The 13078-nt window shown below is 44.2% G+C and carries 6 protein-coding genes; 1 reads left to right on the top strand and 5 read right to left on the bottom strand.

Annotated features, from left to right (window positions below; genetic code table 11):
• Positions 1 to 69: 69 nt before the first annotated feature.
• The 3 genes from MD588_RS19190 to pepN form a co-directional block, all read right to left on the bottom strand.
• Complete coding sequence (locus MD588_RS19190) at positions 70 to 4899, bottom strand: NAD-glutamate dehydrogenase (RefSeq protein WP_265699255.1); 4830 nt, start codon at positions 4897 to 4899, stop codon at positions 70 to 72.
• 420 nt (positions 4900 to 5319) lie between these two features.
• Positions 5320 to 5541, bottom strand: a complete 222-nt coding sequence (locus MD588_RS19195; RefSeq protein ID WP_265699257.1) for a DUF2835 domain-containing protein — start codon at positions 5539 to 5541, stop codon at positions 5320 to 5322.
• A 119-nt stretch (positions 5542 to 5660) separates the two neighbouring features.
• Positions 5661 to 8285 carry an aminopeptidase N gene (gene pepN, locus MD588_RS19200; RefSeq protein ID WP_265699259.1) on the bottom strand — a complete coding sequence of 875 codons (2625 nt, stop codon included), beginning with the start codon at positions 8283 to 8285 and terminating at the stop codon, positions 5661 to 5663.
• A 457-nt stretch (positions 8286 to 8742) separates the two neighbouring features.
• On the opposite strand from pepN, the gene pncB reads away from it, so the two are divergent.
• Positions 8743 to 9945 carry a nicotinate phosphoribosyltransferase gene (gene pncB / locus MD588_RS19205; protein WP_265699260.1) on the top strand — a complete coding sequence of 401 codons (1203 nt, stop codon included), beginning with the start codon at positions 8743 to 8745 and terminating at the stop codon, positions 9943 to 9945.
• Between the two features lie 79 nt (positions 9946 to 10024).
• Here the strand turns inward: pncB and MD588_RS19210 are convergent, their stop codons facing one another.
• Both MD588_RS19210 and prc read right to left on the bottom strand, forming a co-directional pair.
• Positions 10025 to 10687 carry a lipocalin family protein gene (locus MD588_RS19210; protein ID WP_265699261.1) on the bottom strand — a complete coding sequence of 221 codons (663 nt, stop codon included), beginning with the start codon at positions 10685 to 10687 and terminating at the stop codon, positions 10025 to 10027.
• Between the two features lie 377 nt (positions 10688 to 11064).
• Complete coding sequence (prc, locus tag MD588_RS19215; RefSeq protein WP_265699262.1) at positions 11065 to 13065, bottom strand: carboxy terminal-processing peptidase; 2001 nt, start codon at positions 13063 to 13065, stop codon at positions 11065 to 11067.
• Positions 13066 to 13078 lie beyond the last annotated feature (13 nt).

Here is a 13078-nt window from a genome sequence, read left to right on the forward strand (position 1 = left end):
TTAACAAAACCTAATGGCCTTTCAATTTACAAACGAGTTACGTTGTAATTTATGAGCTGTCAGAAAACATTAAACAGCTGGTCGGCAATTCAAGTTGAGCAACATTAGCTCACGAAGCGCGACCGAGAACTTGGCAAATTCATGGGTTGTACCCACTTTGAACTCAGCCAGAACAGTATCCCAACGGTGAATTGCAGCCTGATGCTCATCCATCCAGTTTTCAATCAGCTCTTCTGCTTCCTCACCCTCTTGGCAGCTGGTGATCACCGCAGACGTTAGCTGACGTTGTTGCCAATCAAGATCTTCACGGAATGAAGCCCGGGCAAGTGCCTGCCAATGGTTTTCAACTGGCTGGTTATGGACTTGTTTAAGGAACCAGTGTAGTGATAGATCAGCACCGACAACAAAGTAGACTCGAGAAATAAAGTCAATATCTTTATCCAGCTCTTTGGCAATCTGAGCTATATCCATTGCGGAGTACAGGCTGCTCAATCTTGAGATATTGTGTGCCAGCTCTTCAGGTACACCCTCTTTCGTCATGGCAGCGGCTTGCTCGTTATGCTCCTGCACCTCTTCTGTTACAAGGTAACGTTCAAGGTTATCTCGCAGTTTCTGAACAATCGGCTGGTAGAATGTAATTTGCTGTTCAATACCCAGTTTGCGATCGCGATTTCGGAGGATCCAACGGGTTACCCGACGTAACATGCGACGACAACGGTATAGCATTTCGTACTGTACCTCTGTCGAAATCACATTGTCCAACTCGCGAATTTGGGCAAAGAACCGATCAAAGTTAAACACTTCACGGCCAACCGCATATGCAGACGAAATCTCAACAACGGTTGAACCTGTCTCCTCTTGTAATCGAGTCACGAAGTTACAGCCCATTTCATTGGACATCTGGTTAGCTAATGACGTCGCAATCAGCTCTTGTTTCAGAGGATGATGATCCATCTGCGAGCGATACTTTTCTTGCAGTTCTTTCGGAAAGTATGCAGGCAGCAAGCGTGCATGGTACGGATCATTGGCAATCTCATCGGTTACCATATCTTCTTTCAGTACCATCTTTCCGTATGCAACCAGTACCGCCAGTTCAGGACGAGTCAGCCCCATGCCCGATTTTTCACGCTCTGCCAACGTATCATCATCAGGCAAGTATTCCAGCGTTCGATCCAGCTTTCCTTCTTTCTCGAGGTAATGAATAAAGCGGATCTGCTCTTTCAGCAGCTGTACTTGTTGCTGCTGGGTCACCGAAATTGACTCACTTTGGCAATAAGCATCGTCCAGGACAATATAGCCAACTTCATCTTCCATACGCTCCAGCAACTCATTGCGCTGTTTGTAGGTTAGATCGCCACCAGCAACCAGGCTATTTAGCAGAATCTTGATGTTAACTTCGTTATCCGAGCAATCCACACCGCCCACGTTATCGATAAAGTCGGTATTAACCAAGCCACCAGCCATACTAAACTCGACTCGGCCCAGTTGAGTCATACCTAAGTTACCGCCTTCACCCACAATTTTTGCGCGTAACTCATTACCATTGATACGCAGTGCATCATTTGCCCTGTCACCAACATCGGTATGAGTTTCACTCTGAGCTTTAACATAGGTGCCGATACCGCCATTCCACAATAGATCAACTTCCATTTTCAGAATCAAGCGAATAAGCTCATTAGGCGGTAAGGTTTGCTTACGGGTACCAAGTAATTTCTGGATCTGTGGTGTTAGCTTGATCGACTTACTGCGACGTGAGAAGATCCCGCCCCCTTCAGAGATCAGGCTTTGATCGTAATCTTCCCAGCTAGATCGAGGCAAGTTGAATAAACGGTTTCGCTCAACCCAACTCGTCGCGGAATCTGGGTTCGGATCCAGGAAAATATGCATATGGTTAAAGGCTGCAACTAGGCGGATATGCTTTGATAGCAACATACCATTACCAAATACATCACCGGCCATGTCACCGACACCGGCACAAGTGAAATCAGTTGTCTGGCAATCAATACCCAGTTCGCGGAAATGGCGCTTAACTGACTCCCAACCACCTTTGGCCGTGATCCCCATTTGCTTATGATCGTAGCCATTCGAACCACCGGAAGCAAAAGCGTCACCTAGCCAGAAGTTGTAATCCTCAGAGACTGAGTTCGCCAGATCGGAGAACGTCGCCGTTCCTTTGTCGGCGGCCACAACCAAATACGGATCATCTTCATCATGACGAACGACATTAGCTGGTGGAAGCAATTCGCCATCAGCAATATTATCCGTCACATCAAGCAATGCCCGGATAAAGCGCTTATAACAACGCTGGCCTTCAGACCAGATTTCTTCACGTGTTGTCATCTGCGGCTGACGTTTACAAACGAAACCACCTTTTGCCCCAACAGGTACAATCACGGTGTTCTTAACTTGCTGTGCTTTAACCAAGCCAAGAATTTCTGTACGGAAATCTTCCTGGCGATCTGACCAACGCAAGCCACCACGGGCAACCTTGCCGCCACGAAGATGCACACCCTCAATATCTGGTGCGTATACGAATATCTCAAAGAACGGAACCGGTGCTGGGATCTCAGGAATTTCAGACGGACGCAATTTCAGCGAAAGCCAAGGTTTCGGGTTGCCCTTTTCATCTTTCTGATAATAGTTCGTACGTTGCGTCGCCATGATCATATCCATATAACGACGAATGATCCTATCATCATCCAAGCTTTCTACATGATCCAGCTTCTCGTTAAGTTTCTTGATATGATCTTGTTCTGCTTTGTCGGAATGCTTCTTCGCAGGGTTAAAGCGCAATGTGAACAACGCAACCAGATCACGGGCTAAATCACTATGACTTGATAGTGTTTCTTCAATATAGTGCTGACTGAACGGGAAGCCAACTTGACGCATATAGCGAGCAAAGCTACGTAAAATCGTGATCTCACGTCCGGTTAGACCTGCACAAAGAACTAGTCGGTTAAAACCGTCACTTTCCAGCTCATTATGCCAAATGGCTGAAAATGCTTCCTGGAAACGATCACGGGCTTCGCTAAGATCAATACCTGTACATGCATTATGTAACATCGCGAAGTCAAGGATCCAATATACGGTGCCGCTTGCTGTTACCACTTGATATGGTGATTCACCAATTACCCGAAGTCCCAAGTTTTCAAGCATTGGCATCACATCGGACAGATGAATCGGCTCATCACGATGAAATAGCTTCAACTTCACAAAGTGAGAATCAACCGCCTCTTCCTGTGGACGGTAGAACAGCATACCTAACTTGTTATCTTCACTTAGGCCCTCTAACTGCTCAATATCAGCTACAGCAGAACCCGGTAACATCTGCTCTTTATAAGAACGCGGGAATGCACGAGCATAATTTTTTGCCAGCAACGTCCCTTTGCTTTCACCAAAGTTTGCAACCAGCGAACCACTTAGCCGATCTTCCCAAGCCGATGCCGCCTCGACCAAATTATGCTCGATAGCTTTTACATCAATGTCAAAGTTATTATTGTCAACTCGCACAATATAATGAGTTCTCGCTAGTGGGCTTTCAGAGAAGAAAGTGGTGAATTCGACGTTTTGCTCAGAACCAAAGCAATCTTTAAGTACTTCCTGCGTTTTACTGCGCAATTCTGTGTTGTAACGCTCTTTAGTGACATAGACCATACAAGAGAAGAAACGACCGAATGGATCACGGCGGACAAACAAACGCAGCAAGTCACGATCCTGCATCTGTACTACACCACAGCCCACATCCAGCATTTCTTTTTCATTAGCCTGGATCAGTTCATCTCGCGGATAGGTTTCAAGCAAATTATTAAGCGCCTTCCAGGAGTGAGAGCCCTCAGAATAACCACTGTCTTTTAAGATCCGTGACATCTTGTTGCTGATAAGCGGAATGTTCATCGCTGTCTGATGATAAGCAGTTGATGCATACAAGCCCGTAAAGCGGTGTTCGCCGACCACATTGCCTTCTTCGTCAAATTGCCTGATACCAATGTAATCCGTATAAGCTGGTCGATGGATTTTCGACTTACCGTTACTCTTAGTCAGAATGAGCAACTCTGGCTTACGCGCCTCAAAGCGTGCCGATTCAGGTAGTTCCGAAAGACGCAGCGATCGTACTTTCTTCGGTTTGCTCAGCAGGCCCAATCCCTTTTCTTTGCACGGGATCAGCTCGTAATCACCTTCAATAGGTACCAAGTCATACTTGTGGTAACCCATAAACGTAAAGTTATGGCGGTTGACCCAATCAAGAAATGCAATTGCTTCTTCACGATGAGCATCATCAACAGGCAATTTGGCTGTTTTCAGATCTTTGACAATATCCTGCATCTTACCCTGCATTTTTTGCCAATCATTAACCACCAGATCAACGTCTTGCAGCACTTGTTCTAGTTCTTCTTTTAGTGCTGTCATCTCGGCTTTATCGTTCAAACGATCCACCTCAATGTGGAACAAGGTCTGAAGATCACCATCATTGCAGCATGCCTTGTTGATCTGGCCTTTTTCGTCACGTTTGAAGAAGTACGGGCCATTGAGCATAAGGTGGCTGGTGATACCAAGGCGGGTCAAGGTCATGCGGACAGAATCCACCAAGAACGGTCGATCTGGCGTTACAATTTCAACTACGGTGTGTGTCGACTGCCAACCGTAGCGGCTAAGTGTCGGGTTATAGACACGAACAGAAATTTGATCAGGTTTGTTTTGCACAAGATGATGCCACAAGCTGAGCACAGCACCATATAAGTCAGATTCATTCCGTTGAAGCAGATCGTCATCTGCCAGTTGACCTAATAATCTTTGAGCAAAAACTTCTACTAGTGGCTGTTGAGGTGTCTCAATCTTATCCTGGATTAAGCCATACACTTTCTCAAGCAGTACCGGCACTATAGGGTCTGGTGCGGTCATAGCAAATGCTCCATCGTTATATCTTTTATCAATCTAGTATAGGTTTTTAAACCAAGCCCACGTGCTATTTGGGGACACTAACACATGGGATCGGAATTCATTCCGTGAAAGCCATTGTAGGGCGTTTTGTTGCGAACTGGTTACGTTAATAACACTAGATAGGAAAGAAAAAATCGAATATGTGACTAAGGTTAAGATTTTGGCTGGTGGGAATATCTAAAGTCGGTGAAAAGAGCAGCGATGAGGGTTCGCTGCTCTGTAAAATGGTCTAACCAATTATTTCTACAATTATTTTTTCTAATTTGAAACGTCAATTTTATTTGGGTAGCTGATCGGTAAATTCGCTACAAACAGCATAGCAACAAATCGTCCAGCCCAAGTCTGGTTGTTAGTAATTTGTAACTAGCAAGCCTGTACCAATCACCCAATCTGTTCAAGCGACTCTAATCGATTTTGAACATTCACAGTGGCACGAAACCGTCCTTTAACACCTAACTGACTTAGGAACGGGCGAAAACGCGAAGCCGGTAACTGCAGTTTCAACCCATTATCAGTCACAACAAGCACCGTGCTCGCGGCTCCCGAGTAATGATTCAGATACGATTGATAAGTGATATTGACGCTAAAAGTATAGGATTTCATTGAAAAGCGGGTCCTAGCTCCTGAGCACAATGACTGATCTTGGCAATGAGGATAATAGTTCAATGGACAAAAAGAAAAGCCTCCGGTAAAGGAGGCTCATATCATAAGATCAAGCTAGCTTACTGCTCTAGTGCTTTCTGCACTTTCTCGAACAGATCTTTTGCTAGATTTTCTAGCTGAGACAGTTTCTCAAGCTCTGCTCTCATCAGCGTCTGGCGCTGTTCATCATACTGGCGATACTTCAGGAACGGTTCAATAAGACGTGAAGCTACCTGAGGGTTGCTGGTATTCAGTGCAGTCAGGATCTCTGTTAGGAACTGATAACCTGAGCCATCTTTTGCATGGAAGCGAACTGGGTTATTAGCACAGAAGCTTGCCACCAAACTACGGGTACGGTTCGGGTTCTTCAGGTCAAATGCAGCATGGGACATGGTATTACGCACATTTTCCAATGCATTTTCTGCCGGGTTCTTACCTTGCAAAATAAACCATTTGTCCATGACCAGGCCATCATGTGTCCACTTGTCACTGAAGTCTGCCATCTGCTCTTCACGACATGTTAGCTGTGCATTATTAGCCGCTGACATTGCTGCCATCGTATCTGTCATATTGCCAGACTGCTGATACTGCTCAGAAGCCAGTTTGTTTCCAGCCTCAGTATTTGCCAAATACGACAGACAGCAATTGCGTAGAGCGCGCTTTGCCATCGCTTCATGTGAAATGCAGTACTCTTTCTGAGCCAGACTACGATAAATAGCCAACAGCTCATCTTCCATTTCAGTCGCCAGTACACGTTCTAACTGACTAACAACGACATGAATCGCGTCAACATCTACCGTTTTGTACCAACCTGCAATTTCGTTCTCGCTAGGCAGCGTTAGCATTTCAGCGATAAATGCAGGATCCAGGGTTTCATTCAGAAGTACTCCACGGAATGCGTCAACCACAGCTTCAGCCAATTCAAATTCGTCGCCCTGCTGAACGCGCTCGACATTCTCTCTGATGTACTTGCCCAGTAAGATCTGGCCAGCATCCCAGCGGGCAAATTCATTGCGTGCATTCACCATGAGGAATACCAACTCCTCATCAGAGTAGTCGTATTCAAGTACTACTGGTGCCGAGAATTCACGCAGCATTGAAATAACAGGCTTCTCTTCGATGTTGTCAAATTCAAACACCTGCTCGGCTTCTGTAACATCAAGAATATGATGCACTTTCTCACCGTTACGCTGTAACTCAACAACCTCGCCACGGCTATTATATAGCTCGATATCAAATGGAATATGTAGAGGCAGTTTCTCTTCCTGGCCAGGAGTCGGCGGCGTATGCTGCTTAACTGTGACGCGGTAACACTTCTGCTCAGCATCATACTCGGTTGCTACGTTCACCACAGGCGTACCCGCTTGGCTATACCAACGGCGGAAGCGAACAAGATCAACACCTGAAGCATCTTCCATTGCCTGAACAAAATCATCACAAGTGGCTGCCGTGCCATCATGACGTTCAAAGTACAGCTTCATACCCGCCTGGAAGTTTTGCTCGCCCAGCAAGGTGTGCATCATGCGGATAACTTCACTACCCTTCTCATACACGGTCAATGTATAGAAGTTATTCATCTCAATCACTTTTTCAGGGCGGATTGGATGAGACATCGGGCCACGGTCTTCGGCAAACTGTGGGCCACGGACGATACGAACATTGTTGATACGGTTAACTGGGCGTGAACCCAGATCAGACGAAAACTCCTGATCACGGAATACCGTCAGGCCTTCTTTTAGGCTCAATTGGAACCAGTCACGACACGTTACTCGGTTACCTGTCCAGTTGTGGAAGTATTCATGGCCGATAACAGCCTCAATCCCTTGATAATCTGTATCTGTCGCCGTCTCGGCATTGGCAAGAACATACTTGGAGTTAAAGACGTTAAGGCCTTTGTTTTCCATCGCCCCCATGTTGAAGAAATCAACTGCAACAATCATGTAGATATCAAGATCGTATTCTAAGCCGAAACGTTCTTCGTCCCATTTCATCGAATTGATTAGCGATGTCATTGCATAGTCGGCACGATCAAGGTTCCCTTTATCGACGAAGATTTCCAGCTCGACGTCGCGACCACTCGCAGTTGTATATTTATCTCGAAGAACATCAAAATCACCGGCAACCAGTGCAAAGAGATAACTTGGTTTCGGGAACGGGTCTTGCCACTGTACCCAGTGACGGCCATTATCCAAGTCACCTGAATCAATACGGTTACCGTTGCTCAGAAGGAATGGAAACTCAGCCTTGTCGGCAATCACCTTTGTATTGAAGCGCGCCAACACATCTGGACGATCAAGGTAGAACGTAATACGACGGAAACCTTCCGCTTCACACTGGGTACAGAAACCTCCCCCCGATTTATACAAACCTTCCAGTAGCGTATTCGCCTCAGGATTGACTTCTGTCTCGATTGTCAGAGTAAATTCTGCAGGCAATCCATTGATAGTCAGGTTGGCATCACCTTCAACATAATCTGTCCACGCATCACCATTTACTTCAACGCGAACCAGTTTTAGGCCATCACCATCTAGAACTAACGGCGTTTGCTGCTCAGCAAGTCGCTTCACCTGGTTTACCGCAACAACACGGGTTGCCGTATTATGAAGGTCAAACTCCAGTGCAATATCGGTAATAGTATAATCAGGAGACTGATAATCAGCTCGGTACTTAGCTGCTGGCTGTGTAGCAGTTGGATGTTCGGCCATATTTGTTTTCCTTAGTTATCCGCGAAGCGGTTGACACCTGTCATTATTCTGTCTTTAAGGCTTACTAACAAGAGTAATACCTTGGATACATGGGCAGTTGAATACAAAGTATAATCAGCTGATGAAGAACTAAGCAATTTATGCTAGTTAACCTCGAACAGAGATCATCCAATAGCCCTATAGACATAAAGTTACTGGGGGTATAAATCTAAATTAGCTTGAGCAAAGTAAATTTTAAATTTACTTATTCAAGTTATTACAGTATCAACAGAAGGTTTATAGCGATGATACACAGAAGATAACCCTGTATTAAAAAATATGGAGGGTGGACTTGTTGTTTTCAAGGTTTAAGCGTAAGGTACGCACCTATTTTTTTCGTCTATTTTGACTGGATTCGGCCAAAATAGGCTCAAAATAATGTAAAATTCTCGGATTGCGATAAACAACTACATAAGCTATGACTCATACAGGACACAATGGGGTTATCGACTCCCTGCTTGATACAGACGCATATAAGTTTCATATGCAGCAAGCGATTTTCCATCAATACCCAAATGTTGAGGCAGTTGCTGAATTTCGCTGCCGCGGCCAAGAAGACCTCCGTCCTTACTGTAACGATATCCAGGCTCAGGTTAACCTGCTCGCGGAGCTATCTTTTACTGAAGAAGAATTGGCTTATTTAGCGACATTACCCTTCTTCAAGGCCGACTACCTAGCGTACCTGAGAAGCTTTAAGCTAAACAGCAAGCAAGTTGAGATTGATGCCTCCGGTGAGCAGCTCACGATTAAAATCACTGGTAAATGGATTGATATTATTTTATGGGAAGTCCCACTTCTTGCGATTATCAGTGAAGTACGTTCTGCACAATGCTATCCAGATGCATCCCCGCAGGATGCCGTCGAACTATTGAAAGATAAAATTGCAGACTTCTACAGAAGAGCTGAAGCTGAAGGTACAGATCTGAGCCAATTTTCTTTGGTTGATTTTGGTTCACGCCGCCGTTTTTCAAAAGACGTACAGCACCATATCGTTGATTACCTCAAAAATCACATGCCTGAATTTAAAGGTACTTCAAATTATCACTTGGCGCGCACCTGCAACCTGACACCATTTGGTACTCAAGCACACGAATGGTTCCAGGCTCACCAACAACTTTCTGGCGAACTTGCCGATTCTCAACAGCTGGCTCTGAACCGCTGGTTACAAGAATACCCAGATTCATTAGGTATAGCGCTAACCGACTGCATCAACACAGATGCTTTCTTGCGTGACTTCGACTTACGTTTATCTGAACGTTATATCGGACTACGCCATGACAGTGGCGATCCTATTTCGTGGGGTGAACGTGCTATTCAGCACTATGAGTCACAAGGTATTGATCCAAAAACAAAACATCTTGTGTTTTCAGATAGCCTGACTTTAAACAAAGCACTGGATATCTATAAGCATTTTGCTCACCGGATCAACACCAGTTTTGGCATAGGTACACAACTAACTTGTGATTTGCCCAATGCCAAAGCACTCAATATCGTGATCAAACTGACAGAGTGTGAAGGGCGACCGGTAGCCAAGATTTCAGACGAACCAGGCAAAAGCATCTGTCACGATGAGGCCTATTTGTCGAAACTACGTAGCGCATTTAAAATCGCCAACAGCTAGTTTCAGATACAAACTAGAAAGGCCTGCAACTTTTGCAGGCCTTTTTTATTTTAATGCTATCGACAAAAGATTATATACCCTACTCTCTCACCATTATTGCTTGCATACCAAATTGCTTGTTCGTTAACGTTAATGTATCGGATCCTAAAAGGAATTGACTATCATGCTGGCCATCTTCGTATATTAAAACGATGCGATCATCTTCAATAAAATAAATACCATTATGCTCTTTCTTCTTACCATTTGAACCAGAAACCTCAGCTGAGAATAAGAAGTCTGGACGTAGAGAAATCGATAAACCAGAGACGCTGTCACCCACATCTTGACCTGAGATCCGTGACGATCGCCAGTTACCGGGTAGGTTTTCTGGTGCTAATTTCGTAAACCTTGCACCATCAAGCATAAATTGATTATAACTAAGCATGTAGCTATGTTGCTGTTCAGGTTGGCCTCTAGAAAGAAAAGTTACTGTGGTTTCATCAATATCATATTTGCCATCCCACTCATCAACTGTGCCATCAACTTGAAGCAGCCGAATAACAAACCGATAAGAGGATTTAAATTTAATATTCATCGCACGATAACTTGTGCCTTCACTGTTAACTCCTTCTTCAGAATTACTAAACCAATACCAGTCACCTAACAACAGGGGGTAATCAAACTCTGTTAAATCATCGGCATACAAATGAGAACTAAACGAACTAAATAATAATGTAGCTGCAATCAACATCGATTTGAACATAGCACTACCCCAACAGCAAAACAAAGCACTTCTTAAAACCCTAGTCGGCAATGTTACTCTGCGCTTTGTAAAGACGGGGAATATCGCAGATTTTCGGTACACAGTCTCATTTTTGAGACATGAATTAAGATTTGAAAAAGCCAATTAATACAAGTGATCGTAAATTGATTTAATACATAACCACTATAAATTCATTAATTTAAGTTGCTCTCAAACGGCTGGTGTCGCTTTGATTAGATCAAAATGTTGTTCCGTTTGATATAAGAGAAGTTAGAAAAATATGACGTTATGATTAATAGAAAGGAGGCTCGGATATTTATTACTATAAAAACAAACGGCACCATGATGGTGCCGTTTGGAATATCAAATCTAATTACTTAGCTTTGTGTTCTCACTAAATCTGCCGTAATTGCGATAGCTTCATTTAAATAAGCATCAGGCGCTTCATAGTCTTTTGGAATATCATCCAAAGAGGCAAAGGTTTTTTCACCTAACGCTTTTTGACGCTTATTCAAGCGAGCTAGACGATCTGCTTCATCTTGCTCTTGCTCAGCAATACGTTTTTTTTCATTCAACGAGATCGTATTAATATCTTTTTCAACTTTATACTGAGTAATATCTTGCTGTATAAAATTGAACTCCATATCGTTACTGATACGCGCTTCATGTTTTGATTTCAGTGATGGTAACACTGCAGAAAAATTATAAATCTTCTGATAGTTTGCCGGCTTGATACTATCCCAAGGTAGAGCATTATCTTCGACACTTTCACCGGTTTCTGCCGGATCAATGGCCGTCGGGAATGCGACATCAGGTACTACCCCCAAGTTCTGGGTACTGCCGCCATTGATACGGTAGAACTTCTGGATCGTATACTGAACGTGGCCAAGGGGTTTATCGAACAAATCATAAATGTGGTTTAGAGAACGGTGTTGCTGAACCGTACCCTTACCGAACGATTGTTCACCGAGAACCACTGCACGACCATAATCTTGCATCGCAGCAGCGAAAATTTCAGAAGCAGAGGCACTGTAGCGGTTAACCAGTACCGTTAACGGGCTGTCAAAATAAACACGATCATCAGAATCGCCATTTACTTTTACCCGCCCATAACTATCACGTACCTGAACCACTGGGCCACTATTAATAAACAGTCCAGTCAATGCAGTCGCTTCCGTTAAAGCACCGCCGCCATTGTTACGTAAATCAATAACAATGCCATCTACCTGCTGATCGTTTAGCTTACCAATTTCTTTTTTGGTATCTTCTGACAAACCGACATAAAAGCTAGGAATCTCAATAATACCGACTTTTCTGCCCTGCGAGGTCTTCACAGATGACTTCACAGCACGGTCTTCCAGTCGAATTTTGTCCCGCGTAATAGTTACATCGTAACTTTTTGCGTTCTTGCCTTCCGGCAAGATCTCCAGTTTAACCTTGCTGCCCTTAGGCCCCTTGATTAACTGAACGACATCATCAAGACGCCAACCGATCACATCCACCATATCTTTGCCATCTTGGGCAACACCGATAATGCGATCACCCGCAGCAAGTTGCTTCGAAGCAGATGCCGGACCACCAGCGACTAAAGATCGAATAACGGTATAGTCATCGATAACTTGTAATACTGCCCCAATACCTTCAAGCGAAAGGTTCATTTCAGCCTGAAACTGTTCAGCATTACGTGGAGATAAATAGCTGGTATGAGGATCGACTTCACGTGCAAATGCATTCATGTAGATCTGAAATACATCTTCGTTGTGAGTCTGTGTTAGTCGCTTGAGAGCATTATTGTAACGCTTAGCCAACGTTTCCTTGATTTCTTTCCACTCTTTACCCGTGAGTTTCAAGTTTAAGGCATCGTATTTTACGCGCTTACGCCATAATTCATTTAGCTCATTACGATCTTTCGCCCAATCGAGCTCAGAACGATCGATAACAAAATCTTCATCGATATCGAATCGGATTTCCCTATCTAACAAAGTTAATGCGTATTGATAGCGGTCATAGCGACGTTCAAGCAACTTATTGAAAATATCAAACGCAGCAATGGACTCACCTCTTTTGAGCTGATCATCTAGCTGTGTTTCCCACTTTTCAAATTGCTTGATATCTGAAGCGGTTAGGAAGCTTTTATTGAAATCCAACATCTCGATATAACGATCAAAGACATTGGATGAAAATTCATCGTCAAGTGAGAATTGCTTGTAATGCGATCGGGTAAATCGAGAAGCAACCCTTTTACTTGCCGTTGCATGCTGCTTTTCAGGTGCAAGCTGCGGCAAGTCACTTAGCGAGTACTTGGCCTCTAGGGCCTGAGCTGAAGCTGCTAGCATCATGCCAGCAGCGATCAGTGAGAAACGGAATCGACATTTCATACGTCGAGCATTC

Origin of the sequence: Photobacterium obscurum (genome assembly GCF_026191635.1) — a bacterium.
Lineage (GTDB): Bacteria > Pseudomonadota > Gammaproteobacteria > Enterobacterales > Vibrionaceae > Photobacterium > Photobacterium obscurum.

Coding starts and splice junctions, on each gene's coding strand:
- pepN (WP_265699259.1), bottom strand. CDS start 8,285: ATGGCCGAACATCCAACTGCTACACAGCCAGCAGCTAAGTACCGAGCT.
- MD588_RS19210 (WP_265699261.1), bottom strand. CDS start 10,687: ATGTTCAAATCGATGTTGATTGCAGCTACATTATTATTTAGTTCGTTT.
- pncB (WP_265699260.1), top strand. CDS start 8,743: ATGACTCATACAGGACACAATGGGGTTATCGACTCCCTGCTTGATACA.
- MD588_RS19195 (WP_265699257.1), bottom strand. CDS start 5,541: ATGAAATCCTATACTTTTAGCGTCAATATCACTTATCAATCGTATCTG.
- MD588_RS19190 (WP_265699255.1), bottom strand. CDS start 4,899: ATGACCGCACCAGACCCTATAGTGCCGGTACTGCTTGAGAAAGTGTAT.
- prc (WP_265699262.1), bottom strand. CDS start 13,065: ATGAAATGTCGATTCCGTTTCTCACTGATCGCTGCTGGCATGATGCTA.